The organism is Nocardioides ginsengisoli, assembly GCF_039537225.1.
In the GTDB taxonomy this organism is placed as follows: domain Bacteria; phylum Actinomycetota; class Actinomycetes; order Propionibacteriales; family Nocardioidaceae; genus Nocardioides; species Nocardioides ginsengisoli.
Genome location: NZ_BAABAC010000013.1, coordinates 16,095 through 40,711, shown reverse-complemented (window position 1 = coordinate 40,711; position 24,617 = coordinate 16,095). Strand labels below are relative to the sequence as shown.

25 protein-coding genes are annotated in these 24,617 nt (G+C 72.1%); 16 read left to right on the top strand and 9 right to left on the bottom strand.

Annotation, left to right across the window (positions count from 1 at the left end; genetic code table 11):
• Positions 1-21: 21 nt before the first annotated feature.
• The 3 genes from AB4880_RS06660 to AB4880_RS06650 all read left to right on the top strand — a co-directional run bounded on the left by AB4880_RS06660 (position 22) and on the right by AB4880_RS06650 (position 3,580).
• Positions 22-1,014, top strand: coding sequence for a LacI family DNA-binding transcriptional regulator (locus AB4880_RS06660; RefSeq protein WP_367918432.1), 993 nt, complete (start codon positions 22-24; stop codon positions 1,012-1,014).
• Between the two features lie 491 nt (positions 1,015-1,505).
• Positions 1,506-3,116, top strand: a complete 1,611-nt coding sequence (locus tag AB4880_RS06655) for an MDR family MFS transporter (protein WP_367918431.1) — start codon at positions 1,506-1,508, stop codon at positions 3,114-3,116.
• Positions 3,113-3,580, top strand: a complete 468-nt coding sequence (locus tag AB4880_RS06650) for a MarR family winged helix-turn-helix transcriptional regulator (RefSeq protein ID WP_367918430.1) — start codon at positions 3,113-3,115, stop codon at positions 3,578-3,580. Before AB4880_RS06655 ends, AB4880_RS06650 begins: the two co-directional genes overlap by 4 nt.
• Positions 3,581-3,584: 4 nt before the next feature.
• Here AB4880_RS06650 and AB4880_RS06645 read toward each other — a convergent pair whose 3' ends face one another.
• Together AB4880_RS06645 and AB4880_RS06640 are read right to left on the bottom strand one after the other, a co-directional pair.
• Entirely contained in the window at positions 3,585-5,180 is a 1,596-nt protein-coding gene (locus AB4880_RS06645) for a glycoside hydrolase family 13 protein (protein WP_367918429.1), read from the bottom strand.
• A complete protein-coding gene (locus AB4880_RS06640; RefSeq protein WP_367918428.1) occupies positions 5,177-5,905 on the bottom strand; it encodes a hypothetical protein in 729 nt (242 codons plus the stop codon). Before AB4880_RS06640 ends, AB4880_RS06645 begins: the two co-directional genes overlap by 4 nt.
• 72 nt (positions 5,906-5,977) lie before the next feature.
• On the opposite strand from AB4880_RS06640, the gene AB4880_RS06635 reads away from it, so the two are divergent.
• Entirely contained in the window at positions 5,978-6,664 is a 687-nt protein-coding gene (locus tag AB4880_RS06635; protein ID WP_367918427.1) for an iron-dependent transcriptional repressor DtxR, read from the top strand.
• On the opposite strand, the gene AB4880_RS06630 is transcribed toward AB4880_RS06635, so the two are convergent.
• The 5 genes from AB4880_RS06630 to AB4880_RS06610 are packed head-to-tail and all read right to left on the bottom strand — an operon-like array spanning position 6,651 to position 10,972.
• Positions 6,651-7,484 carry a Sir2 family NAD-dependent protein deacetylase gene (locus AB4880_RS06630; RefSeq protein ID WP_367918426.1) on the bottom strand — a complete coding sequence of 278 codons (834 nt, stop codon included), beginning with the start codon at positions 7,482-7,484 and terminating at the stop codon, positions 6,651-6,653. The genes AB4880_RS06635 and AB4880_RS06630 overlap by 14 nt on opposite strands.
• On the bottom strand, positions 7,481-8,101 hold the full coding sequence (locus tag AB4880_RS06625; protein WP_367918425.1) for a protein-L-isoaspartate O-methyltransferase family protein: 621 nt from the start codon (positions 8,099-8,101) through the stop codon (positions 7,481-7,483). The genes AB4880_RS06630 and AB4880_RS06625 overlap by 4 nt, the downstream gene beginning before the upstream one ends.
• Before the next feature lie 3 nt (positions 8,102-8,104).
• Positions 8,105-8,371 carry a DUF2277 domain-containing protein gene (locus AB4880_RS06620; RefSeq protein ID WP_367918424.1) on the bottom strand — a complete coding sequence of 89 codons (267 nt, stop codon included), beginning with the start codon at positions 8,369-8,371 and terminating at the stop codon, positions 8,105-8,107.
• A gap of 25 nt (positions 8,372-8,396) precedes the next feature.
• Positions 8,397-10,376, bottom strand: a complete 1,980-nt coding sequence (locus AB4880_RS06615) for a beta-propeller domain-containing protein (protein ID WP_367918423.1) — start codon at positions 10,374-10,376, stop codon at positions 8,397-8,399.
• Positions 10,373-10,972, bottom strand: coding sequence for a sigma-70 family RNA polymerase sigma factor (locus AB4880_RS06610; protein WP_367918422.1), 600 nt, complete (start codon positions 10,970-10,972; stop codon positions 10,373-10,375). The genes AB4880_RS06615 and AB4880_RS06610 overlap by 4 nt, the downstream gene beginning before the upstream one ends.
• Before the next feature lie 90 nt (positions 10,973-11,062).
• Between AB4880_RS06610 and AB4880_RS06605 the strand changes: the two genes are divergently transcribed.
• On the top strand, positions 11,063-12,238 hold the full coding sequence (locus tag AB4880_RS06605) for a saccharopine dehydrogenase family protein (RefSeq protein ID WP_367918421.1): 1,176 nt from the start codon (positions 11,063-11,065) through the stop codon (positions 12,236-12,238).
• A 169-nt stretch (positions 12,239-12,407) separates the two neighbouring features.
• Positions 12,408-14,120, top strand: a complete 1,713-nt coding sequence (locus AB4880_RS06600; protein WP_367918420.1) for a pilus assembly protein TadG-related protein — start codon at positions 12,408-12,410, stop codon at positions 14,118-14,120.
• 96 nt (positions 14,121-14,216) lie between these two features.
• Here AB4880_RS06600 and AB4880_RS06595 read toward each other — a convergent pair whose 3' ends face one another.
• Both AB4880_RS06595 and AB4880_RS06590 read right to left on the bottom strand, forming a co-directional pair.
• Positions 14,217-15,482 (bottom strand): hypothetical protein, encoded by a 1,266-nt coding sequence (locus tag AB4880_RS06595; RefSeq protein ID WP_367918419.1) that lies wholly within the window; start codon positions 15,480-15,482, stop codon positions 14,217-14,219.
• Positions 15,479-16,327: an LLM class F420-dependent oxidoreductase gene (locus AB4880_RS06590; protein WP_367918418.1), complete on the bottom strand. Its 849-nt coding sequence runs from the start codon at positions 16,325-16,327 to the stop codon at positions 15,479-15,481. Before AB4880_RS06590 ends, AB4880_RS06595 begins: the two co-directional genes overlap by 4 nt.
• 68 nt (positions 16,328-16,395) lie before the next feature.
• Between AB4880_RS06590 and AB4880_RS06585 the strand changes: the two genes are divergently transcribed.
• Genes AB4880_RS06585 through AB4880_RS06540 form a run of 10 tightly spaced genes read left to right on the top strand, consistent with a single transcriptional unit; the run spans position 16,396 to position 24,581 of the window.
• Positions 16,396-16,974 carry a TetR/AcrR family transcriptional regulator gene (locus AB4880_RS06585; RefSeq protein WP_367918417.1) on the top strand — a complete coding sequence of 193 codons (579 nt, stop codon included), beginning with the start codon at positions 16,396-16,398 and terminating at the stop codon, positions 16,972-16,974.
• Complete coding sequence (locus tag AB4880_RS06580; RefSeq protein ID WP_367918416.1) at positions 16,971-18,197, top strand: cytochrome P450; 1,227 nt, start codon at positions 16,971-16,973, stop codon at positions 18,195-18,197. The genes AB4880_RS06585 and AB4880_RS06580 overlap by 4 nt, the downstream gene beginning before the upstream one ends.
• Positions 18,198-18,199: 2 nt before the next feature.
• A complete protein-coding gene (locus AB4880_RS06575; RefSeq protein ID WP_367918415.1) occupies positions 18,200-18,979 on the top strand; it encodes an SDR family oxidoreductase in 780 nt (259 codons plus the stop codon).
• Positions 18,976-20,340: a cytochrome P450 gene (locus AB4880_RS06570; RefSeq protein ID WP_367918414.1), complete on the top strand. Its 1,365-nt coding sequence runs from the start codon at positions 18,976-18,978 to the stop codon at positions 20,338-20,340. Before AB4880_RS06575 ends, AB4880_RS06570 begins: the two co-directional genes overlap by 4 nt.
• Positions 20,337-20,546: a ferredoxin gene (locus AB4880_RS06565; protein ID WP_367918413.1), complete on the top strand. Its 210-nt coding sequence runs from the start codon at positions 20,337-20,339 to the stop codon at positions 20,544-20,546. Before AB4880_RS06570 ends, AB4880_RS06565 begins: the two co-directional genes overlap by 4 nt.
• Position 20,547: 1 nt before the next feature.
• Positions 20,548-21,177 carry a hypothetical protein gene (locus AB4880_RS06560; RefSeq protein WP_367918412.1) on the top strand — a complete coding sequence of 210 codons (630 nt, stop codon included), beginning with the start codon at positions 20,548-20,550 and terminating at the stop codon, positions 21,175-21,177.
• Positions 21,174-22,634: an aldehyde dehydrogenase gene (locus AB4880_RS06555; protein WP_367918411.1), complete on the top strand. Its 1,461-nt coding sequence runs from the start codon at positions 21,174-21,176 to the stop codon at positions 22,632-22,634. Before AB4880_RS06560 ends, AB4880_RS06555 begins: the two co-directional genes overlap by 4 nt.
• Positions 22,631-23,377 (top strand): SDR family oxidoreductase, encoded by a 747-nt coding sequence (locus tag AB4880_RS06550; protein ID WP_367918410.1) that lies wholly within the window; start codon positions 22,631-22,633, stop codon positions 23,375-23,377. Before AB4880_RS06555 ends, AB4880_RS06550 begins: the two co-directional genes overlap by 4 nt.
• A complete protein-coding gene (locus AB4880_RS06545; RefSeq protein ID WP_367918409.1) occupies positions 23,374-24,195 on the top strand; it encodes an NAD(P)-dependent oxidoreductase in 822 nt (273 codons plus the stop codon). Before AB4880_RS06550 ends, AB4880_RS06545 begins: the two co-directional genes overlap by 4 nt.
• Positions 24,192-24,581, top strand: a complete 390-nt coding sequence (locus AB4880_RS06540; protein WP_367918408.1) for a carboxymuconolactone decarboxylase family protein — start codon at positions 24,192-24,194, stop codon at positions 24,579-24,581. The genes AB4880_RS06545 and AB4880_RS06540 overlap by 4 nt, the downstream gene beginning before the upstream one ends.
• Positions 24,582-24,617 lie beyond the last annotated feature (36 nt).

Below are 24,617 nucleotides of genomic sequence, written 5' to 3'. Positions count from 1 at the left end.
TTGTTGCCGTAGGGTGAACCCGTGGCAATTCCGAAGCGGGTCACGATCACCGACGTCGCCGACGCGGCGGGCGTCGCGACGTCCACCGTGTCGCGTGCGCTGAGCAACCCCGACCGGGTCAACGCGACCACGCGCGAGCACATCCTCGACGTCGCCGCCCGGCTCGGCTACGTACCCAACCCGAGCGCCCGCGCTATGAGCTCGGGCCGCACGCACACCTACGCGCTGCTCGTCCCTGACATCACCAACCCCTACTTCGCCGGCGCGATCAAGGGCGCCGAGCGGGCCGCCGCGGCGGCCGGCAAGACGCTCGTCCTCGGCGACACTCAGGAGAGCGCGGCCAAGGAGGGCGAGCTGATCGCCCGCCTCGGGGCCGCCGTCGACGGCATCGTCGTCGCCGCCCCGCGCGGCACCGACGACGACCTCGCCGCCGCCGGCGCCGCCCACCGGCTCGCCCTCATCAACCGCACCCTCCCCGGCGTGCCCGGCGTGCCGTCCGTCGTCGCCGACTACGACGCCGGCACCCGCCAGATCGTCGACCACCTGGTCTCCCTCGGGCACGACGAGCTGGTCTTCCTCGGCGGACCGCACGAGTCTTGGTCGGGCGCGCGACGCTGGGCCGGCCTCCGCGCCGCCGCCTCCGCCGCCGGCATCCGCGCCCGTCGCCTCGGCCCCTACCTGCCCACCCTGCAGGGCGGCCCCGCCGCCGCCGACGCCGCCCTGGCCGCCGGCGCCCGCGCGATCGTCTGCCACAACGACATGCTCGCCATCGGCGTGCTGCGCCGGCTCGCGGCGCGCGGCGTCGCCGTACCGGACGCGGTGAGCGTGGTCGGCTTCGACGACATGTTCGGCGCCGACTTCTGCCAGCCGGCCCTCACCACCCTCGCCGAGCGGACCGAGGACGCCGGCGCCTGCGCGATCGAGCTGCTGCTGCGCCCGCCGTCCGCGACCGGGACGGCGGTCGTCGTACCGACCCAGCTGCGGGTGCGCGACTCCACCGGGGCCCGTTCCTGAGGTGGGCCGTAAATCCCGTTGTGCGCGGTGGGGTTGCGACCTACCGTGGTGGCACACGGGAAAGGAGGTGGTCCGAAGAATGAGTTCTTTCAGGACGCGTGAGGTGGCTGCCCGCTAGCAGCCCCAGCAGTTCGTAAGCGCTGCGCGCGAATTCAACGCAGCCACCCGACCCGCAGGTGAAACCGGGATCGTCCCCCGGCTCGGTCGTTCGACCGCACCTGCGGGTCGCTGCGTTTTTCGGGGTTGGTCCTTCCGGGGTGGGGCGACGGGGCGAGTCGGCGGCCGCCCCGGCTCCGGGGTGAGTCGTGTGCCTGAGAACGCCTGTCGGCGGGTTCTCAGGCACACGACCCTCGTTTCGGCTCGCGGGCGCCTCCCGACGTCCGCCGTTCGCTGCGTCACAGAAAGTTGCCGTCGTCAACCAATTCTCATATGGTTGACGTACAACAACCAATCTTGGTGACGTGAGAACGACGAGAAGAGATGACGACTCGATGACGACCGCCCCTTCGGCTACCGCCGAGCCGGGTCAGATGACCCACCGCGAGATCCTGGAGGCCCTGACCGGGCTCCTGCTCGCCATGTTCGTGGCCATGCTCTCCAGCACCGTGGTGAGCAACGCCCTGCCCGCGATCGTGACCGACCTGCACGGAAGCCAGACCGGCTACACGTGGGTCGTGGTCGCGACCCTCCTGACCATGACGGCGACCACCCCGATCTGGGGCAAGCTCGCCGACCTGTTCAGCAAGAAGCTCCTGGTGCAGGTGGCGCTGGTGATCTTCTCCATCGGCTCCGTGGTCGCCGCGGTGGCGCCCAACATGGGCGTCCTCATCGGCGCTCGTGCCTTCCAGGGCCTCGGCGTCGGTGGTCTCACCGCGCTGGTCCAGGTGGTCATCGCCTCCATGGTGTCGCCGCGTGAGCGCGGCCGCTACAGCGGCTACATCGGCGCGGTCTTCGCGACCGCGACCGTGTCCGGCCCGCTGCTCGGTGGTCTCATCGTCGACAGCCCGCTCGGCTGGCGCGGCTGCTTCATCGTCGGCATCCCGGTGGCGGCGCTGGCGTTCGTCGTCCTGCAGAAGACGCTGCACCTGCCCACGATCAAGCGGGACGTGAAGATCGACTACCTCGGCGCGACCCTGATCATGGCCGGCATCAGCCTGCTGCTCGTCTGGGTCAGCCTCGCCGGCACCAACTTCGACTGGATCTCCGGTACGTCGGCCGGGCTGGTCGCCGCGAGTCTCGTGCTCATCGGCCTGGCGCTGTGGGTGGAGGCGCGGGTCGCGTCCGAGCCGGTCATCCCGCTGCGCCTCTTCCGCGACCGCACCACCGCGCTGGCCACTGCTGCCTCGGTGATGATCGGCGTCGCGATGTTCGGCGCGACGGTCTACCTGAGCCAGTACTTCCAGCTCGCCCGCGGCATGAGCCCCACCGAGGCCGGTCTGATGTCCATCGCGATGGTCGGCGGACTGCTCGTCTCCAGCATCGTCAGCGGCCGGGTGATCACCCGCACCGGCCTGTGGAAGCGGTGGCTGGTCGGTGGCATGGTGCTCGTCATCGCCGGCATCGGGCTGCTCGGCACGATCGACGCGACGACGCCGCTGTGGGTCGTCGGCGCGTGGATGGCGATCACGGGCGTCGGCCTCGGCGCGACGATGCAGAACCTGGTCCTCGCGGTCCAGAACAACACCGCCCCCAAGGACCTCGGCGCGGCCAGCTCGGTCGTCGCGATGTTCCGCTCGATCGGCGGCTCGGCCGGCGTCGCGGCGCTCGGCGCGGTCCTGGCGCACCAGGTCACCGGTGGCGTGAAGGACGGCATCGCCCGGCTGATCCACGCCGGCAAGCTCACGCCCGAGCAGATCCAGCAGCTGCAGCACTCGACCGGCGACATCCCCAAGCTGGCCGACCTGCCCGCCCCGATCCGCGCGATCTACGAGGGCTCGTTCGGTGAGGCGGTGGGCCACCTGTTCACGGTCGCCACGCCGTTCGCCGTCGCCGCCTTCCTCTGCATCCTGTTCATCAAGGAGGTGCCGCTGCGCACCAGCAACGGCCCCGTCGAGTCGGTCTCCGAGCGTGGCGACGAGCCCGAGCTGGAGACCGTGCGATGACCACCGAGGTCGTCGCCTCGCGCAGTGAGGCGCTGACCGCCCTCGAGACCGAGGTCGGTGTGCTGATCCGCAGGATCCGGCGGGTCATCGGCGAGCGGTCCCGGGCGGTGCACGAGGAGCTGCTGCCCGCGTCGTACCTGATGCTCAGCTATGTCAACGAGAGCGGCCCGCTGCGGGCGTCGGCGATGTGCGCGGTGTTCGACATCGACAAGGGCGCGATCAGCCGGCAGGTCCAGCACCTCATCGACCTCGGCCTGATCGACCGGGCGCCCGACCCGGAGGACGGCCGGGCGACCCTGCTCACCGTCAGCGCCGACGGCGTCGCGCGGCTCGACCGCGTCGCGGCCGAGCGTCGCGAGCAGCTCGACGACCGGCTGGCCGACTGGCCGGCCGAGGAGCTGCAGGCGTTCGCGGCCTCGCTGCGGCGCTACAACGACGCGCTCGGCATCCCGGCCGACCGCTGATCGGCTACCGAATCCAGGCGGCAGTGTCCGGCGGCAGCAGCCCGCTCTCGAGCGGGCTGCTGCTGATCAGCACCTCGCCCGCGGGCAGCTCCACCGGCTTCTTCCCGGCATTGAGCACGACCCGCACGCCCGCCCGTCGTACGACGAGCAGGTCGCCCTGTGCCGACGCGACCGTCTCCTCGTCCGCGCCCGCGAACACCTCGCGGCGCAGGGCCAGCGCGCGGCGATAGAACGCCAGCGTGGAGTCCGGGTCGGCCGACTCGGCCTCGACGGTGAGCGGCGCCCAGTCTGCCGGCTGGGGGATCCAGGGCTGGGTGCCCGCCGGCCCCCCGAAGCCGTACGGCGGCGCGTCGCCCGCCCACGGCAGCGGCACCCGGCAGCCGTCGCGGCCGGGCTTGCCGGTGCGGAACCAGGACGGGTCCTGGCGCGCCTCGGGCGGGACGTCGACCTGCTCGAGGCCGAGCTCCTCGCCCTGGTAGAGGTACGCCGAGCCGGGCAGCGCGAGCATGGCCAGCGTCGCCGCGCGGCCCCGGGCGAGGCCGACCGGGCCGCCGCCGTAGCGCGTGGGGTGGCGCTCGACGTCGTGGTTGGACAGCACCCACGTCGGCGCCGACGACGAGCTCGCCACGGCCGCGATCGAACGGGTGATCACGTCGGCGAACTCGGCGGCCGACCACGGCGTCCCCAGCCAGCTGAAGTTGAACGCCTGGTGCAGCTCGTCGGGACGGATGAACAGCGCCATCGACTCAGGCGTCTGGGTCCATGCTTCGGCGACCGCCATCCGCTCGCCCGGGTAGGACTCGAGGACCTTGCGCCAGCGGCGGTAGACCTCGTGGACCTCGGGCTGGTCCCACATCGGCTCGTCGTTGAGGACTCGCTCGACCATCGACTCCTTGGCCTTGGCCTTCTTCTTCAGCGTCGTCGGGTCGGGCTTGCGCTGGTCGCGCAGCGACGCCTCCTTGTAGAGGCCGTGCGCCACGTCGACCCGGAAGCCGTCGACGCCGCGGTCGAGCCAGAAGCGCAACACGTCCTCGAACATGTCGCCGACCTCGGGGTTGCGCCAGTCGAGGTCGGGCTGCGACGTGTCGAAGAGATGCAGATACCAGGAGCCGTCGGTGACCTGCGTCCACGCCGGGCCGCCGAAGACGGAGTCCCAGTTGTTGGGCGGCAGCTCGCCGTGCTTGCCCCGCCCGGGGCGGAAGAGGTAGCGCGCCCGCTCCGGCGAGCCCGGGGCCGCGGCCAGCGCGGCCTGGAACCACGGGTGAGCCGACGAGGTGTGGTTGGGGACCAGGTCGACGATCACCCGCAGGCCGAGGTCGTGGGCGGCGGCGAGCATCCGGTCGAAGTCGGCGAGGTCGCCGAACAGCGGGTCGACGTCGGTGTAGTCGGCGACGTCGTAGCCGTGGTCCTTCTGGGGCGATGTGTAGAACGGCGTGATCCAGAGCGCGTCGACGCCGAGCGCGCGCAGGTAGGGCAGCCGGGCGGTGATGCCGGGGAGGTCGCCGATGCCGTCGCCGGGGGAGGGCATCGCGTCGGCGAAGCTGCGGATGTAGACCTGGTAGACGACGGCGTCGTACCACCACGGGTGGGTGTGGGTCATCGGAACTCCGAGAGGTCGACGGTGAACCAGACGTGCTCGGCGGTGGCGACCACCTCGTCGTTCGGTCCGTAGAGGGTGCTGGCGGTCCACGTCCTGCGGCCCTCGATGGCGCGCACCTCGCCGACGACGACATACCGCTCGGAGGTGCGCGGCAGGCTCCGCACCTCCGCCGTCATCCGGCCGAGCACCGATGGGCGGCCCTCGAGGTCGCTCGACCAGCCGCCGGGGCAGTCGAGCGCCGCCCACGCGACCGGCACCGCGCTCTCGTACGGCGTCCAGGTGCTCGCGACGCGCGCGTCGTCGTCGCCGCTGCGGGCCGGGTCGGGCAGAGGGCCGGCGAAGATCCGCAGCCCGTCGCCGGGACGACGGGCCGGGCCGCAGACGTAGCAGGTGGGGAAGGGATGGCTGCGGTGACCCGCGAACCGTGCCTCGGCATCGGCCGCGAACCGCGCGGACACCGGCGCGACCGGGGTCGGCCGCGTGTCGGCGTACACCGCCTCCGCGACCGGCCGCCCCACGTGGTTGAGGACCGCGCCGCCCGCCGTCGGCTCCACCGTCATCGGGACGTCGAGCGGCGGCGGCTGCATCAAGGTGACCGTCACCGCCGTCCCCAGGCCCTGAGCCGGGAGGGTCGCGGCGAGCGCGCCGGCGGTCCATCCGCCGTTGCCCGAGCGGGGCGGACCGTTGAAGCGATGCGGGACGATCAGCGGCGGGAGGGAGGTCACCCGGCCAGCGTAGGCGGCGGCCCGACACGTCGGAGTGTGCGGTCGTCACGTCCCATGCGACAGAATGTTCGGGTGAGCGACCTGATCGACACCACCGAGATGTACCTCCGCACGATCTACGAGCTGATCGAGGAGGGCATCGTCCCGCTGCGCGCCCGCATCGCCGAGCGCCTGCACCAAAGTGGTCCGACGGTGTCGCAGACGGTGGCGCGCATGGAGCGCGACGGCCTCCTGACCGTCGAGGGCGACCGCCACCTCCAGCTCACCGAGGAGGGCCAGCGCCTCGCCACCCGCGTCATGCGCAAGCACCGCCTCGCCGAGCGGCTCCTCACCGACGTCATCGGCCTCGACTGGGAGCTCGTCCACGAGGAGGCGTGCCGCTGGGAGCACGTCATGTCCGAGACCGTCGAGCGGCGCCTCATCGAGCTGCTCGACCACCCGACCGAGTCGCCCTACGGCAACCCGATCCCGGGCCTCGGCGAGCTCGGCCAGCAGGCCGTCGGCGAGCAGTTCATGGCCGACGTCGAGCCCCTCTCCAAGGCCGCCGGGCCCGAGTCGGCCCGCGCCGTCGTCCGCCGCATCTCCGAGGAGATGCAGAAGGACGACTCGCTGATGAGCGCGATGCGCCGGGTCGGCGCGCTGCCCGACAAGACGATCACCATCCAGGCCACCGCCGACGGCGTGCTGGTCGGTGCGGGCGGCGAGACGGCTGAGATCTTCCCCGAGGCCGCCGACCACATCTTCGTCAAGCGGTTGTAGGCGTTCGGAGGGCGGCCAGGGCGGGCAGCCAGTCGCCCGTCCCCGCCTCCACCCGGTACGACGCCAGCTCGTCGCCCCGGGTCGCCCCGCGGTTGACGATCACCACCGGCACCGCGCGCTGCGCCGCCCGCCGTACGAACCGCAGGCCGCTCATGACGGTCAGGCTCGAGCCGGCGACGAGCAGGGTGCCGGCGGTGTCGGCGAGGGCCTCGACGGCGGCGTAGCAGCGCTCGACGCGCGGCTTGGGGACGTTCTCGCCGAAGAAGACGACGTCGGGCTTGAGTGCGCCCCCGCAGTCGGCGCACGGGGGGACGACGAAGTCGCGGGTCTCGTCGAGGTCGACGTCGCCGTCGGGCCGGACGGCGACCGAGGCGTGGCGGGCGGTCCAGCCCGGGTTGGCCTCCTCGAGGCGCTGCTGGAGCGCGGCGCGGGGCGTCGTACGGCGGCACGCCAGGCAGATCACGTCGGCGATCCGGCCGTGCAGCGCGACGAGCGCGGCGGTGCCGGCGGCCTCGTGGAGGCCGTCGACGTTCTGGGTGATGACCAGGTCGGCGCCGAGGGCGGCGACGGCGTGGTGGCCGGCGTTGGGCTCGGCGCGGCGCATCCGGGACCAGCCGAGGTGGCTGCGCGCCCAGTACCGCTGCTGCGCGGCCGGCCCCGACACGAACTCCTGGAAGGTCATCGGCATCCGTGCCGGCGCGCCCGGGCCGCGGTAGTCGGGGATGCCGGAGTCGGTGGACAGGCCGGCACCGGTGAGGACGACGAGGGGGCCGGTCGCACACCGTTCGAGCGCGGCGTCGCGCTGGCCGACGAGGGTCACCGCTCCAGCGTACGGAGCGGGACGAACAGATAGCGACCGTGGCGCTCGATCCGCGGCCGCTCCAGCGCCGCCTCGCGGGTGACCCGCAGCATCTCGCCGCGCACCGGCCCGACCAGCCGGCCGCCGGGCACCAGCTGCGCGATCAGGTCGGCGGGCAGGTCGGGGGCGTCGGCCGACACCAGGATCCGGTCGTACGGCGCGCCGGCCGGCCACCCGAGCACGCCCAGCTCGGCCAGGTGCAGCTCGATCGTCGGTCGTACCGGACGTTCGGGTCGCATTTCCGGCGTTCTCGCGACCAGTTCGTCCGGTACGACGCCGAGATTGGCCGCCCCGAAGGCGAGCACCTCGGGCACGATCTCCACCCCGACGACCTGCCCGTGCGGGCCGACCAGGTGGGCGAGCAGCGCCGTGGTCCAGCCCGACCCGCAGCCCACGTCGAGGACCCGGTCGCCCGGCTCGGGCGCGAGCAGCTCGAGCATCGCGCGCACGGTCGACGGCTGCGAGTTCGTGACCTCGTGGCCGATGGGCAGGGGCGCGTCCTTCGCGGCGTACCGGCGCTGGCCGGCGGGCAGGAAGCGCTCACGCGGGACGGCGACGAGGGCCGCGCCGACGTCCACGGCTCATCCGTAGCGCAGGCGCGTCCGCTCCCGTGCCTTGGCCGCCTCGACCTCCCGGTTCTTCGGGGGCGCGGCGGTGACGAGGTCGTCGAGCAGGTGCCGGGTGATGTGGGCGATCTCGGCGACGGCCTGGTCGAACACGGCCTGGTTGGCCTGGCTCGGCTTGGTCGCTCCGCTCACCTTGCGGACGAACTGCAGCGCCGCCGCGGTGACCTCGTCGTTCGTGGCGGGAGGCTCGAAGTTGTTGAGGGGGCGGATGTTCCGGCACATGCCACCACCGTACGCCGGGCCACCGTCACAGCTCGAAGAACTGCGCCTTCTCGCCGGTCACCAGGACGACCCGCCCGTCGGGCATCGGTACGGCGCGCACCAGGTCGACGTCGTCGCCGTACTCGACCGCCATCCGGTGCTCGTGCAGCCGCCCCCCGGCCAGCCTGAGCACCGAGAGGTAGCCGACTCGACGGTCGCCGGCCCAGCGCTCGACGACGGTCAGGATCGTCCGGTGCGACGGCAGCCAGGTGAACGTGCGCGGGTCGCCGCCGGCGAGGGCCTGGCTGTCACTGCCGTAGGAGATCGCGTTGACCAGCCGCACGTGCCGCACGTCGCGGACGTAGAACAGCCCGATCCGCGCGCCCCAGCCGCCCCTGCCGTCCGGTCCCTCGCCGACCCCGATCATCCGCGACTTCCCGAGCGGATGGAGGTACGCCGAGAAGCCGGGCACCTTGAGCCCGCCGATCAGCCGCGGGTGGGCGGTGTCGGTGAGGTCGACGGAGTAGAGCGGGTCGACCTGCCGGTAGGTGACCAGGAGGGCGAGGTCGTCGAACCAGCGCACCGACTGCAGCTCCTCGTTGCGGCCGAGGTGGTCGAGCCGGCCGCGCTCGACGAGGTCCTGTGCGTCGCGGGCGAAGGTGACGATCGCGTTGAACGGCCCGGTCTCGCTGCTCGGCGCGACCGCGACCCGCAGCACGCCGCCGGCCTCGTCCATCGACCACCGGTCGCGGATCACGCCCTCCACCTGGCCGGACGCGACGTGCGTGGCCCGGACGCCGTCGAGCGCGAAGTCGAAGAGGTACGACGTGCCCAGGTTGCGGCGGCCGAGCAGCGGGCCGGCCTGGTAGGGGCAGCGGATGCAGTCGACGAAGGCGTTGCCGCTGGTGGCGAGGTAGAGGTGGTCGGCCGACTCGTAAGCGATGTCGGTCTGTCCGGCCAGCGCGATCGCGTCGACCTTCGCCGGGGCGTCGGCCGCGAAGCCGACCACGCTGGTGGTGCCGACCGCGATGGCGTCGGACGGCACGGCGACGTCGCCGCAGTCGAGCAGGTCCGTTGCCTTCCCGTCGTCGACGGCCATCGTCGGCAGCCAGTCGTCGATGGTGCTCCGCTCGACGATGCGGCGGTTCTCGGCCAGCGCCTGCCGGGTGGTGCGGTGGCGGCCGGGGCTGACGAAGTCGAGGTCGGGCAGCGGGCTCGCCAGCACGATCCGGATCGCACTGCCGTGCTGGCGCGCGGACACCAGCCGCGCGTCGTAGGCGACCTGGTCGGAGACCGACGGCTGCGTCGGGTCGGCGAGCGAGACGGTCACGACCCGCGTGCCCGTGTCGCGATGGCCGTCGTCGGCGCCGACGGCGACCAGTGTGTCGCCGCTGAGCAGGATCTCGGCGTCCGCGACCCCGGGGAGCCGGAGCGACCCGAGCCGGCGGGTGGAGGAGCCGGTGACGTCGTACGTCGTGAGCTCGTCGCCGCGCACGACGGCCAGGAGCGTGCCGTCGGTCTTGACCGTGTCGGGCTCGTCGACGCCGGTCTCCTGGACGTTGGTGCCGGTGTCGCTGCTGTTCTGGCGGACGGTGCCGGGCGTGGCGGCCGCGTCGCGCTTCATGCTCAGGGCGCTGAGCGAGGACTCGTAGACCTTCAGGTCCGGCATGCCCCAGCCCCACGGTCCGACCTGGTCGAGCCCGCGGTCGACGTAGGCCCGGAGCAGGTCGGCACACGACTTCGCCGGCGCCAGGTCGGCCTGGAAGGCGACATGCCGCGGCAGGTCGCCGCCGCCACCGGGCCCGGCGCCGGGGCTGCCGCCGTCACCGCCGCCGTCACCGCCGCCCGAGACGAAGACTCCGGTGACGAAGGCGCCGGCGAGCGCGGTCACCACGCCGGCGGAGAGCAGGGGACGCACCAGCAGGCGTCGGCGCGCGCGCGGCCGGCCGTGGGCGGCCGCGAGGATCGCGCGGGTGGGGGCGGGATCGGTGGGGTAGTCGTCCCAGAGTCGTTCGAGGTCGGTCACTTCGTGCCTCCGGACAGGTCGAGGAGGTGGTCGTTGGCGGCGAGATGGGCGAGCGCGCGGGAGAGCCGGCTCTTGACCGTCCCTGGCGGCACGCCGAGCGCCTCGGCGGTCTGCCTCTCCGTGAGCTGGACGAAGTAGCGGAGCACGACCACGTCGCGGGCGGGCTTGGACAGCGCGGCGAGAGCGCGGTGGACGGCGTCGGCGACCGCGATCCGCTCGGCGGTGTCGGGGTGGCCGTGCTGTCCGTGCTGTCCGTGCTGTCCGTGCTGTCCGGGCTGTCCGGGCTGTCCGGGCTGTCCGGGCTGTCCGGGCTGTCCGGGATCGACGGGCTCGGGCGGCACGTCGTACTGACGGTCCTTCCACCAGCGGGTGCGGCGCACGTCGCGCAGGCAGTTGAGGAGCATCCGGTAGACATAGGCGTCACGGTCGTCGGCGCTGCTCACCCGGTCCCAGCCGGTGTAGCAGCGGACCAGCGTGGCCTGGGCGAGTTCCTCGGCCTCGTGCGGGCGCGCGCCGAGGAAGACCGCCGCCCGGACGAGGGTCGGCCAGCTCTGCTCGACGTAGTCGGCGTACGCCTTCTCGTCCTCGGGTTCCACGTGCTCTCCTGCCGGTCGCGCTGAACCTAGGACGCAGCCGACAGGTCGTGGGGTTCCATCGGGATCGGGACCGATGACAGAGTGACCGCCATGGCTGACACCGCACGCCCGTACGACGTCGTCCTCTTCGGGGCCACCGGCTTCACCGGCGGCCTGACCGCCGACTACCTCGCCGCGCACGCGCCGGCCGGCCTGCGCTGGGCGCTCGCCGGGCGCAGCGAGACGCGGCTCGCCGAGGTCCGCGACCGGCTCGGCGTCGACGTACCGCTGCTCGTCGCCGACGCCACCGATGTCGACGCGCTCGCCGAGGTCGCCGCGACCACGAAGGTGGTGGCGACGACGGTCGGCCCCTACCTCGAGTACGGCGGCCCGCTGGTCGCCGCGTGCGCCAACGCCGGCACCGACTACGTCGACCTGACCGGCGAGCCCGAGTTCGTCGACCGGACCTATGTCGAGCACAACGCCGCCGCCGAGGGCTCGGGCGCGCGGCTGGTGCACTGCTGCGGCTTCGACTCGATCCCGCACGATCTCGGCGCATACTTCACGATCCAGGAGCTCGCCCGCGAGCTCGGCGGCGAGATCACCGCGCCGGTGTCGATGCGCGGCGTCGTCCGCGCGGGCGCCGGCTTCTCCGGCGGCACCTTCCACTCCGCCCTCAACGCGTTCGCGCGTGCCCGGCAGATGAAGGAGGCCTCGTCGGCGCGGCGCCGGCTCGAGCCGCGCCCCGAGGGGCGCCGCTCGCGCGCCGTCGCCGGCCGGCCCCGCCGCGACGGCGAGCTCGGCTACTGGCTGCTCCCGCTGCCCACGATCGACCCGCTCGTGGTGGCGCGCAGCGGCGCGGCGCTTCCGTCGTACGGGCCGGCGTTCACCTACTCCCACTTCGCCGGCACCAAGACCCTGCGCTACGCCGCGGGTGGCGCGGTCGGCGTCACCGGTCTCACCCTCGCCGCCCAGGTCCCACCACTGCGCAACGCCCTGCTGAAGCGGGTCCCGCAGGGCGAGGGGCCGTCGGCGCGACGCCGCGAGAAGTCGTGGTTCACCGTCGACTTCGTCGCCTCGTCGAACGGCGCCGAGGTGCGCACCCGCGTCTCGGGCGGCGACCCCGGCTACACCGAGACCGCGAAGATGCTCGCGGAGGCGGCGCTGTGCCTCGCGCTCGACGAGAACCCGAACGTCGCCGGGCAGGTCACCACCGCCACCGCGATGGGCGAGGCGCTGCTCAAGCGGCTGCAGCGGGCGGGCATCACGTTCGAGCGGCGCGCGTAGCGCGGACGACCTCGCCGGTCCCGCCTCCGACCAAGCGCCCGCTCCGGTACGCTCCCCTCGGCGTGGGGGCGCCAAGGGAGGAGTCCGCGGCGGCGGTGGGGGATCGGCGCCGGGACCTTGACGGGAGGGAGTCCCGGCGATGGAGCGCGCCCGGACGGACGAGCGCGGCGTGAGCGCCGTCCTCATTGCCATCTGCACGGCGGTCATGGTGATCTCGGCCGCCTTCGTGGTCGACATCGGCATGCAGCGGGTGCTGCGCCGCGACCTGCAGGCCGTGGCCGACCTGGTCGCGCTCGACCTGTCGCGTGAGCTGACCGGCGCGAAGGCGGGGGAATACTCCAGCGCCGACCGCGCCCGGATCGATGTCGCCAAGGCAGCCAGCCTGCGCCGCAACAGCGCACTGGTGGGCGGCGAGGTGCCGGCCAAGGACGTGGGCTGGGAGCTCGTCGTACGGGACAAGCAGGTGTGGCGGGCGGCCCGGGCCACCGAGGTCCCCGGCGGCGTGCGGGTGGTGGCGCGCTCAGAGGTCGCCTTCGCGTTCGGTGGGGTGACCGGCGTCGGCAAGGGCGGCGCGACGCGGTCGGCGGTGGCGACGGCGCGGACGACGGCATGTCTCCAGGTCAGCTCGTACGCCGCACAGCTCGACACCGGCCGCTCGTGGCTGCTCAACCCGCTGCTCGGCAACGTCCTCGGCTCGCAGCTGGCGCTGAAGGTGCTCGACCCGGATGCCGGCCTGGCCGGCGTCAACATCAAGCTGCTCGACCTGATCGAGGAGCTCGACCCGCTGGTCGCCGCCGACATCTCCGCCGCCTCGTTCACTGAGGTCGCGGGCGTCGGCGTCGGCATCTCCAAGCTGATGCTCGCCGCGATCCACGCGCTGGAGCGGCAGAGCGGCAAGCTCGCGGAGATCGACCTGCTCCGCAATGTGTACGGCGGCATCCAGGCCAACCTGCCCAATGCGAACATCAACCTCGGCGACCTGGTCGACCTCGACACCGCCGAGGACGCGGCCGCCGAGCTCGATCTCAACCTGCTCGACCTGGTGGCCGGGTCGCTCGCGATCGCCAACGGCACCAACGTCATCAAGCTCCCGCTCGGCATCAAGCTGCCGCTCCCGATCGGGCCGGGCGGCAAGAGCCTGGTCAACCTGACCGCGTCGGTGAAGGTCGGCCAGAAACCGGTCATCGACTGCGACGGCGACGTGTCGAGCTCGCAGATCGAGGTCGACCTCAACGGCGACGCGCTCGCTCTCGACCTCGGGATCATCAAGGTCCAGCTGCCGCTGTCGATCCGGGTCACGCTCGCCGACGCCAGCGCCGTCGTCCGGGCGGTGCGCTGCCTGCCGCAGGGCAAGCGCATCGACCTGCTCATCGACAGCGGCCTGCTCGGGGTCGACGTACGGCTGGGGCAGCGGGCGGGGGAGCCGTCATCGCCGAAGATGCGGATCGCGCTGTTCGACGTCGGCCTTCCCGGCTGGAGCGGCATCGACGTCGTGAGCGGCACCGTCGCGCTCACCTCGGGGCAGAGCATGAGCCGCCCCACCCGTCAGGACCACATCGACATCGTCAACGACGACTACAGCCCCCGCCTGCCCGCCAGCATCAGCGGCCTCGGCATCCCGACCCTGCACCTCGCACTGCAGGACCTCAAGCTACTCGGTGGCCTCGGCCCGCTGTCGGACCTGCTGGAGTTCCTCGGCATCGGCAGCCTGCTGCAGTGGGTGGTCAACCTTGCGCTCGAGAGCCTGGTCAACCCGCTCGTCGGCACGCTCGACAAGTGGCTGCTCGACCCGCTGCTGCGCACGCTCGGGATCGACGTGGCGGGTGGGACGGTGCAGGCGGTGCCGAAGGTGGACTGCGGGACGCCGCGGCTGACGGGCTGAGTGGGGCTGCAGGAATCCCCGCTTCAGCGGGGATTCCTGCGCTTCCTGACGGTTGCAACGGTCAGGAAGTGCAAGTTTCCGTCAGGAAGTCGGGCCTCAGGCGGGCGTGATCGGCAGCGACCGCCGCGGCTCGAACTCGAACCCCGCGCCCGAGCTGAACCGGGTCACCGCGACCTCGTCGGCCTCCGGCGCCGCCTCGGCGCCCAGTACCACGGTGGCCCGCCACCCGCCGCTGCCGTCACCGAGGTCGGCGAGGACGGTGACCTCGACGTCGAGGCGTGCGTCGACCGCCCGTACGACGGCCTGCAGTGCCGCCGTCCAGTCCGGCCCGCACAGGGCGATCCATGCGGCGTCCTCATGGGCCGGCGACGGCCGCACCTCGACCGAGTCGGAGGCCACCGACGCCGACACATAGGCCGCCGGGTTGAGCAGCGGGTGCACGGCGAGCAGGCGCACCGCGGCGGCCACCGGGTCGCTTGTGCCGAGCAGGCCGAGTGCGCGGGCGAGCCGCTCCGCGCCGATGCCCGCGACGCCGACGAGCTGCTTGCGGCGGATCCGCTCGAGCTCGGCGGCGGTCTCGGTCCGCTCGGCGACCGCCATCGCGAAGCCGCGGTCGAGGAGGTGCATCTGGAGGCAGACCTCGTCGGCGATCCGCACCAGCGCGGAGTGGGAGAAGGCGGCGAAGTCGACGTCGGAGAGGAGGGGACCGCTGTAGTCGGCGAGCCCCTCGTCGGTCGGGTCGATCGGCGCGAGCTCCAGCAGGGCCGCGCGCGAGCGGGCGTTGACCTCGAGGCCGGGCTGCGCCGCCGGCTCCGGGTACGACGGATCGATGGTCACCGTCCACGCGCAGTGCGGGGCCCGGTCGGCGGGGACGCGGGGCGGCCGGTGGATCGGCCGCACCTGCGCGTGCGGGTTGGTGGCGATGGCCGTGGCGTCGAAGGTGGGGTCCTCGATGTCGTGGCACATCCCGCGGACGTAGTCCTCGCCCATCGGCTCCACGTCCATCAGCGCGCCGCAGTGGTCGAGCCGGAACTCGCCGTGCCACGGGTCGTGCACCGTGTAGCGGAAGTCCATGAACTGCGGCGGCGCGCCGATGTCGAGCTGCAGGCCCTTGAAGATGGTGACCACGTCGCCCTCACCCGGTACGGCGGGCGCGTACCCCAGCGCCTCCTGCATCCGCCGGGTGTAGATCGGACTCGCCGTCGCCCACTCCTCGATCGCGATCTGCAGCATCTCCTCGCGCCCGAACGCGGCGATGCACCAGGCCATCCCGGACCGGTCGATGAGCTGCCCCATCAGCAGCAGCTCGGGCACCAGCGTGGCAAGCTCGGTCCGCGAGAGCTCGGCGTACCGGCTGCTCACGCGCTCAGCTCGAGCCTGCCGGCCAGCTTGTCGAGGTAGCCGAGCACGACCGACTCGTCGGAGTCGGGCACGCCCCAGATCAGCTCGGAGGCGCCGGCCGCGGCCCAGTCCGCGAAGTCCTCGGCGGCGGGCTTCTTCGCGACCAGGACCCGGACGTCGGGCTCGCCGTCGCGCCCCGCCTCGGCCCACTCCTTGCGCAGCAGCTCGGCGCTCGCCGCGACGTCGGTCGACGTCGGAGTGGTCATCCAGCCGTCGGCGTGGGTGGCGATCCACTTCATCGTCTTCGGGCCGGCGCCGGCGCCGATGATGACGGGGATCCGGCCCTGCGGGGGCTTCGGGTAGGCCCAGCTCGGGCCGAAGGAGACGAACTCGCCGTCGTACGACGCCTCCTCCTGGGTCCACAGCGCCCGCATCGCGCCGAGGTACTCCGCGAGGACGGTGCGCCGCTTGGCCGCCGGGACGTGGTGGTCGGTGAGCTCGTCGGTGTTCCAGCCGAAGCCGGCGCCGATCGTGACCCGGCCGCCGGACAGGTGGTCGAGTGTCGCGAGCGTCTTGGCGAGCGTGATCGGGTCCGACTCGACGGGCAGGGAAACTGCGGTGGAGAGGGCGATCCGCGTCGTCACCGCGGCGCAGGTGGCCAGTGAGACCCACGGGTCGAGGGTGCGCAGGTAGCGGTCGTCGGGGAGGTCCGCGCCGCCCGTCGGGTGCAGAGCGTCCCGGCGGACCGGGATGTGCGTGTGCTCGGGAACGTAGATGGTGTCGAAGCCGCGCTCCTCGGCCGCCTGGGCGAGGCGGGCCGGCGTGATGCCGCGGTCGGACGTGAAGAGGACGATGCCGTTGCGCATGCTCCCAAGATAAGAACACGTTCTAGAAATGTCTTGCGTGCATCGGAAACGTCTCCTATGTTGGACACGTGTCCAGTCAAGTGTTCGAAGCGCCTCGCCAGGGTCTGAACCCGCGCCAGGCCGAGACCGTCGAGCGGCTCCTCGCCGCCGGTCTCGAGGAGCTGCGGGCGGTGGGCCACGAGGCGCTCACCATCCGCACCGTCGCCCAGCGCGCAGGCGTCTCGCCCGCCACGGCCTACACGTACCTGGCCTCGAAGAACCACCTGTTCGCCGAGCTCTTCTGGCGCCACCTGAGCGCCGCCGACCTCGCCGTCGGCGCCGGTGGCACGGCGACCGAGCGGCTCCAGGGCACGATGCGCGCGCTCACCGCGCGGATCGTCGAGGAGCCCGAGCTCGCCGCCGCGGTGACGCCGGCGCTGCTCGGCTCCGATCCCGACGTCGCGCGGCTGCGCCTCAAGATCGGCGCCGAGTTCGTCGCCCGGTTCGAGGCCGCGCTCGGGCCGCAGGCCGACCAGGCGGTGCTCGAGGTCCTGGTGCTGACCTTCTCCGGCGCACTGCTCCAGGCGGGCATGGGCCTGCTCACCTACGACCAGATCGCCGACATGCTGGTCTCCGCCGTCGCCGTGATCATGCGGGGCGACGCATGACGACGACCGCGAGCGAGCTGCGCTTCGACCCCTACGACTACGCCTTTCAGGACGACCCCTATCCGACGTACCGGCGGCTGCGCGACGAGGCGCCCGTCCATCACTTCGCGGCCGACGACCTCTGGGTGGTCTCGCGGCACGCCGACGTGTTCGCCGTCCTGCGCGACGACGAGACCTTCTCCAACCGGATGGGCGTCTCGCTCGACGCGACCGCATGGAGCCCGGACGCGCACCGGGTGATGTCCTTCCTCGCGCTCGACGGCGCCGAGCAGTCCCGGATCCGCAAGCTGGTGTCCGCCGCCTTCACGCCGCGGCGGGTGCGCGAGCTCGAGCCGGAGGTGCGGGCGCTCACCGATCGCTACCTCGCGACGACGTTCGCGCGCTGCGCCGACGGCGGGGAGGCCGACTGGATCGGCGACTTCGCCGGCAAGCTTCCGATGGACGTCATCTCCGAGATGATGGGCGTCCCGGAGTCCGACCGCGACGAGGTACGACGGCTCGCCGACCTCGTCGTCCACCGCGAGGACGGCATCCGCGATGTGCCGCGGGCCGGCATGGAGGCGTCCATCGCGCTGATGACCTACTACTCCGAGATGGTGCAGCAGCGCCGCAGGCAGCCGACCGACGACCTCACCTCGGCGCTCCTCGCGGCCGAGGTCGACGGTGACCGGCTGCGCGACGGCGAGATCATGGCGTTCCTGTTCCTCATGGTCGTCGCCGGCAACGAGACGACGACCAAGCTGCTCGGCAATGCGCTCTTCCACCTCTCCGCCCACCCCGAGCAGCGCGCCCAGGTGCTCGCCGACCCCGACCTGGTGCCGGCGTGGATCGAGGAGACGCTGCGCCACGACACGTCGAGCCAGATGCTCGCGCGCTCTGTCGTCAAGGACGCCGCGATCGGCGGCGCGACCATCCCCGCGGGCGCGAAGGCGCTGGTGCTGCTGGGCTCGGCCAACCGCGACGAGCGCGTCTTCACCGACCCGACGTCGTACGACATCCATCGCGAGAAGGCCGAGCTGTCGCAGATCCTGAGCTTCGGCACCGGCCGGCACTTCTGCCTCGGCGCCAACCTCGCGCGGCTCGAGGCGCGCGTCGTCCTCACCGAGCTCGCCCGGCGGGTCGAGGACTTCGAGGTCCACGCCGACCGCGCGGTGCGCGTCCACTCCACCAGCGTGCGCGGATTCGCCGCGCTGCCGGTGAGCCTCCGCGAGAGGGGACTCTGAGCATGGGCCGGTACGACCAGCCGCTACGCCGGCCCGCCGTCGTCGCCGGCGCGTCCAGCGGCATCGGCGCCGCGACGGCGAAAGCCCTTGCTGCGGCGGACTTTCCGGTCGCCCTCGGCGCCCGCCGGGTCGAGCGCTGCGAGGAGCTGGCCGCCGCGATCCGCGCCGCCGGGGGAGAGGCCGTCGCCCACCCGCTCGACGTAGCCTCCGATGCGTCGGTGGCGGAGTTCGCGGCCAAGGCCGCGGCCGACCTCGGCGACGTCGAGGTCGTCGTCAGCAATGCCGCGCTGATCGGCCCGGGCGCGCTGCTCGACACCGACAGCGAGCGGCTGGCGCGCGAGATCGACGTCAACCTGCTCGGCCCGCACCGACTGGTCCGCGCCTTCGTGCCGGCGATGGTCGAGCGCACGCGCGGCGACATCGTCTTCGTGTCGTCGGACGTCGCGCTGCGGGCGCGGCCGCTCATGGGCGGCTACAGCGCCACGAAGTCCGGTCTGGAGGGGCTGGTCGCGTCGCTGCAGATGGAGCTCGAGGGCACCGGCGTCCGCGCGTCCGTCGTCCGTCCCGGCCCGACCTGGAGCGAGATGGGCATGGACTGGGAGCCCGCGGCCGCCGCCAGGGTCCTCGACGAATGGGTGAAGTGGGGCCAGGCGCGCCACTCCCACTTCCTCAAGGCGACGGCGATCGCCGACGCCATCACCACCGTCGTCAGCGCGCCGCGGGGCGTCCACCTGAGCCCCGTCGACGTCAATCCCGAAGCCCCCGTCCAGGAGTCGCAGTGACGCTCAACGACATCCCCGAGGTCTCCGTCGTCCTCGATGACCACAGCCCCGACGTGCCCGCGATCATCAAGGGCACCGGGCATCTGCCCGAGATGAGGGTCGACCCGATCGGCCTGTTCCAGCGGGTGCGCGACGAGTGCGGCGACGTCGGCCGGTTCCGGATCGCCGACAAGGACGTCGTCCTGGTGACCGGCGCCGAGGCCAACGAGGCGTTCTTCCGCGCGCCCGACGAGGTGCTCGACCAGGCCGCGGCGTACCCCTTCATGACGCCGATCTTCGGCAAGGGCGTCGTCTTCGACGCCTCGCCCGAGGAGCGCCAGCAGATGCTGAAGAACCAGGCGCTGCGCGGCGAGCAGATGCGCGGACATGCGCAGACGATCGAGGCCGAGATCCGCCGGATGGTCGCCGACTGGGGCGACGAGGGCGAGATCGACCTGCTCGACTTCTTCGCCGAGCTGACGATCTACACGACGTCGTCCTGCCTGATCGGGCGGCCCTTCCGCGAGGAGCTCGACAGCTCCTTCGCGCACCACTATCACGAGCTGGAGCGCGGCACCGACGCCATCGCGTACGTCGACCCGTACGCCGACATCGAGTCCTTCGCGTTGCGCGACGCCGCCCGCGTGCGACTCGTCGCGCTGGTGCAGGACATCATCGACCGCCGCGTGGCGCGAGGCACGGTGGCCAAGGAGAACCGCGACCTGCTCGACGTCCTCATCTCCATCGACATGAACGCCGACACGATCACCGGCATCTTCATCTCGATGATGTTCGCGGGCCATCACACCTCGTCGGGCACGGCGTCCTGGGCGATGATCGAGCTGCTCCGGCACCCGTCGGTGATGGCCGACGTCGTCGCCGAGCTCGACACGCTCTACGCCGACGGGTCCGAGGTCTCCTTCCAGGCGCTGCGCTCGATCCCCGTGCTGGAGGCGGCACTCAAGGAGACGCTGCGCCTGCACCCGCCGCTCGTCATCCTGATGCGACTGGTGCAGGAGAACTTCGAGCTGCTCGGCCACACCATCCCCGCCGGGACGCTGATCGCCGCGTCGCCCAAGGTCTCCAACCGGATCGAGGCCGACTTCCCGTGTGCCGAGGCGTTCGACCCGAGCCGCTACATCGACCCGCGCCAGGAGGACCTGCAGAACCGCTGGACCTGGATCCCGTTCGGCGCCGGCAAGCACCGGTGCGTCGGCAATGCCTTCGCGATGATGCAGATGAAGGGCATCTTCTCGGTGATCCTGCGGGACTTCGAGTTCGAGATGGCGCAGCCGGCCGACGACTACCGCGACGACTGCTCGAAGATGGTGATCCAGCTCGAGCAGCCGTGCCGGGTCCGCTACCGCCGGAGGACCCGATGAGCGCCGGCTACCGCGTCGTCGCCGACGCAAGCGTGTGCCAGGGACACCAGCTCTGCCAGGGCGAGGCCCCCGACGTCTTCGGCTTCGACGCCGATGCCGACGTGGTGATCGTCCTCGACGAGCGCCCCGCCGAGGCCCGTCGTACCGATGTCGCGACCGCCGTGAAGTACTGCCCCGCATTCGCCCTTTCGATCGAAGAGGACTGACATGACCGACCTGACCCCGCCACTCACCAGGGCCGAGATCGAGGAGTTCTGGGAGTCCTGGCTGGCGATCAACCGCGAGGCCGAGCGCACCGGCGACTGGCGGGTGATGGCCGAGTGGTTCGCCGAGGACGCCAACTACGGCTGGATGTACTCACACGACGAGCACTTCATGGCCGTCGGCCGCGACCAGATCCGCGACTGGGCGATCGGCATCGAGATGGACGGCCTCGACGGCTGGCACTACGACTACGTCTGCACCGTCATCGACGAGCAGAAGTCCATGATCGTGGGCTTCTGGAAGCAGCGCTCCGGCATCCTGGACGACAGCGGCGAGGAGTACGAGATCCTCGGCATCGGCGGCTCGTGGTTCGGGGTCGAGCGGCAGACCGCCGGCGCCGACGCCGGCCAGATCAAGATCGCCTGGCAGCGCGACTGGTTCGACATGCCGTCGACCGCCCACACCTTCCTGTCGATCATCGAGGCCGGCAAGGCGCCCGACACGCTGCTCAAGCGGATGTCGGTCACCGGCCACGACGTCCCCGGCCACTACCGCCGCAAGGACCTACCGTCGACGGTGTGGCCGCCGCCGGTGGAGGCCGGGAAGTACGTCACCCAGGAGCCCGTCTCGTGACCGGCCTGCCTCCCGCCGCGCAGCAGCTGATCGACGGCAAGCTCGTCGCGGCGTCCACGGGCGCGACCTATCCGATCCTTAATCCCGCGACAGGGCAGGAGATCGGCGTCGCCCCCGACGGCACCGCCGACGACGTCGATGCCGCGATCGCCGCGGCCCGGCGGGCGTTCGACGAGTCCGTATGGTCGACCGACGTCGAGCTGCGGGTGCGCTGCCTGCGCCAGCTGCACGCCGCCCTGCTCGAGAACGCGGACGCCTTCCGCGCGCTCACGACGGCCGAGGTGGGCATGCCCGGCTTCATGATGGGGGCCGCGGGGTTCGACGTACCCGTCGAGGGGCTGCAGTGGGTCACCGACGTCGCGGCGTCGTACGAGTTCGAGACCGACCTGGGCGTCGCGGCGCCGATGGGCATCCCCTCGCGCCGGACCGTACGACGTGAGCCGGTCGGCGTCGTAGCCGCGATCACGCCCTGGAACGTCCCGACCCAGATCAACCTGGCGAAGGTCGGGCCGGCGCTCGCCGCCGGCTGCACCGTCGTCCTCAAGCCCGCGCCGGACACCCCGTGGGTGGCGGCCGAGCTCGGTCGCCTGGTCGCCGAGCACACCGACATCCCGCCCGGTGTCTTCAATGTCGTGACCCCGCGGTCGAACGAGGTCGCCGCGGTCCTCGCCACCGACCCGCGCGTCGACATGGTGTCGTTCACCGGCTCGACCGATGTCGGCCGCGCGATCATGGCCGCCGCGGCGCCGACGCTGAAGAAGGTCTTCCTCGAGCTCGGGGGCAAGTCCGCCGCGATCGCCCTCGACGACGCCGACGTCGCCGCGGTCGCCGGAGCGACCGCCTTCGCCGCCTGCATCCACGCCGGCCAGGGCTGCGCGATCACGACCCGGCTCGTCGTACCGCGCGACCGGTACGACGAGGCGGTCGCCGTCGCCGCGCAGACGATGGAGTCGATCGGCGCCAAGGACCCCGCCGACCCCGGCGCGATCTGCGGCCCGGTCATCTCGCAGGTCCAGCGCGACCGCGTGGCCGCCTACTTCGATGTCGCCCGCGCCGAGGGTGGCACCTTCGCCACCGGCGGCGCGGTGATCGACCAGGACGGCTTCTGGATCCAGCCCACCGTCGTCGCCGGCCTCGACAACACCTCGCGGCTCGCGCAGGAGGAGATCTTCGGTCCGGTGCTCGTCGTCATCCCGCACGACGGCGACGACGACGCGGTCCGGATCGCCAACGACTCGCCGTACGGGCTCTCGGGATCGGTCGACTCGGCCTCGCTCGAGCGGGCGAAGGCCGTTGCGGCGCGGATCCGAACCGGGACCCTCGCCGTCAACGGCGGCGTCTGGTTCAGCCCGGACGCGCCGTTCGGGGGATACAAGCAGTCCGGCATCGGCCGGGAGATGGGCGTCGCCGGGTTCGAGGAGTACCTGGAGACCAAGACGATTGCGGAGCCGGCATGAGATTCGAGAACAAGGTCGTCGTCGTCACGGGCGCGGCGCAGGGCATCGGCGAGGCGTACGCGAAGGCGTTGGCCGCCGAGGGCGCGGCCGTCGTCGTCGCCGACGTCAACGCCGAGCTGGGCGAGCAGGTCGCCAAGCAGATCGAGGCTGACGGCGGGCAGGCGCTCTTCGTCCACTGCGACGTCTCGTCGGCGGAGTCGGCCTCGGCGCTGGTCACTGCGACCGTCGAGCGCTTCGACGGCATCGACGGCCTGGTCAACAACGCAGCCATCTACGGCAGCATGCAGTTCGACCTGCTGATCAGCGTCGACTGGGACTACTACCGCAGGTTCATGAGCGTGAACATGGACGGCGCGCTCGTGATGACCCGCGCGGTCTACCCCGAGCTGCAGAGGCGCGGCGGCGGCGCCATCGTCAACCAGTCCAGTACGGCGGCCTACCTCTACTCCGGCTTCTACGGACTCGCCAAGGTCGGCGTCAACGGCCTCACCCAGCAGCTCGCGCACGAGCTCGGCGGGATGAGCATCCGGGTCAACGCCATTGCGCCCGGGCCCACCGACACCGAGGCGACCCGGGTCCAGGCCGGCGACGCGGCCAAGGAGCTGGTCAAGAACCTCGCGCTCAAGCGGATGGGTTCGGTCGACGACATGGTCGGCGCCTGCCTTTTCCTGCTGTCCGACGACGCGGCATGGGTGACGGGACAGATCCTCGCGGTCGACGGCGGCCAGACCTTCCGCGCATGACCGGCGTGATCCGCGCGGGCTTCGTGGGCCTCGGCAACATCGGCAAGCCGATGGCGCTGCGGCTGGCGGCGACGCCCGGCCTCGACGTCCACGTGTACGACGTCGCGCCCGAGCCTGTCGCCGAGCTGGTCGCCGCCGGCGCCACCGCGGCAGCCTCGGTCGCCGAGCTCGCCGCAACCGTGGACGTGGTGTGTGTGATGGTCCGCGACGACGCGCAGGTGCGCGACGTCGCTGCCGAGGTCGGCAACGGTGCGGTGCTGGTCGTCCACTCGACGGTCGCACCCGAGACTCCCGCCGCCCTCGCCGCGGCGGGGATGACGGTTCTCGACGCGCCCGTCAGCGGAGGTTCCATGGGCGCCGCCGACGGGAGCCTCGCGATCATGGTCGGCGGCGTCGAGGAGGCCTTCGCCGCCGCGCGCCCGGTGCTCGAGGCGATGGGCAGCAAGGTCGTCCATGCCGGTCCGATCGGCTCCGGCACCCGGATGAAGCTCGCCCGCAATCTCATCCACTTCGTCGCCTTCACCGCCGTTACCGAGGCCCAACGCCTCGCCGAGGCCTCCGGACTCGACCTCGTCGCCCTCGGCGACGTCGTCCGGCATACCGACGCCATCACTGGCGGCCCGGGCGCGATCATGTATCGCCCCACCACCGCCGCGATCCCGCCGGACGACTTCTGGCACGGCGTCTTCGACCACGTGCGAACGCTCGGTGAGAAGGACCTGACGTTCGCGATCGCCCTCGCCGACGAGCTCGGCGTCGACGTACCGCTGGCACGCGAGGCGCTGCCTCGCCTGGGGAAAGGACTGGGACTCGCATGACCGACAAGTTCGCTGACCTGCCCGAGCAGCGGGCGAGGGGCCTGCGCAAGATGGAGCAGGTCTACGGCTTCGACATGACCGACGGCGACGGCGACTTCTTCCGCTACACCGCCGACCATCTCTTCGCCGACATCTGGACTCGCCCCGGTCTCACGGACCGCGACCGCCGGCTGCTCCTCATCGGGATGCTGGCGGGGCAGGGCGCGGCCGATGTCCTGGGCATCCAGATCCCTGCGGCGCATGCTGCGGGGGAGCTCTCCGACGAGGCGCTGCGCGAGATCGTGGTGTTCCTCAGTCACTATGCGGGGTGGCCGCAGGGGGCGCGGCTCAACTCGGTCGTCGAGGAGACGATCGCCAAGTCTCGGCGTGAGAAGGCGGGCTTCTAGGGACCGCCCCTCGGTCGTCGGTCGCTGGGAATCGCG

Bases quoted from the DNA above. Each gene is read 5' to 3' on its own strand.
- AB4880_RS06575 (WP_367918415.1), top strand. From the start codon at position 18,200: ATGGGCCGGTACGACCAGCCGCTACGCCGGCCCGCCGTCGTCGCCGGC.
- AB4880_RS06560 (WP_367918412.1), top strand. From the start codon at position 20,548: ATGACCGACCTGACCCCGCCACTCACCAGGGCCGAGATCGAGGAGTTC.
- AB4880_RS06645 (WP_367918429.1), bottom strand. From the start codon at position 5,180: ATGACCCACACCCACCCGTGGTGGTACGACGCCGTCGTCTACCAGGTC.
- AB4880_RS06620 (WP_367918424.1), bottom strand. From the start codon at position 8,371: ATGTGCCGGAACATCCGCCCCCTCAACAACTTCGAGCCTCCCGCCACG.
- AB4880_RS06580 (WP_367918416.1), top strand. From the start codon at position 16,971: ATGACGACGACCGCGAGCGAGCTGCGCTTCGACCCCTACGACTACGCC.
- AB4880_RS06565 (WP_367918413.1), top strand. From the start codon at position 20,337: ATGAGCGCCGGCTACCGCGTCGTCGCCGACGCAAGCGTGTGCCAGGGA.
- AB4880_RS06650 (WP_367918430.1), top strand. From the start codon at position 3,113: ATGACCACCGAGGTCGTCGCCTCGCGCAGTGAGGCGCTGACCGCCCTC.
- AB4880_RS06590 (WP_367918418.1), bottom strand. From the start codon at position 16,327: ATGCGCAACGGCATCGTCCTCTTCACGTCCGACCGCGGCATCACGCCG.
- AB4880_RS06545 (WP_367918409.1), top strand. From the start codon at position 23,374: ATGACCGGCGTGATCCGCGCGGGCTTCGTGGGCCTCGGCAACATCGGC.
- AB4880_RS06605 (WP_367918421.1), top strand. From the start codon at position 11,063: ATGGCTGACACCGCACGCCCGTACGACGTCGTCCTCTTCGGGGCCACC.
- AB4880_RS06540 (WP_367918408.1), top strand. From the start codon at position 24,192: ATGACCGACAAGTTCGCTGACCTGCCCGAGCAGCGGGCGAGGGGCCTG.
- AB4880_RS06655 (WP_367918431.1), top strand. From the start codon at position 1,506: ATGACGACCGCCCCTTCGGCTACCGCCGAGCCGGGTCAGATGACCCAC.
- AB4880_RS06550 (WP_367918410.1), top strand. From the start codon at position 22,631: ATGAGATTCGAGAACAAGGTCGTCGTCGTCACGGGCGCGGCGCAGGGC.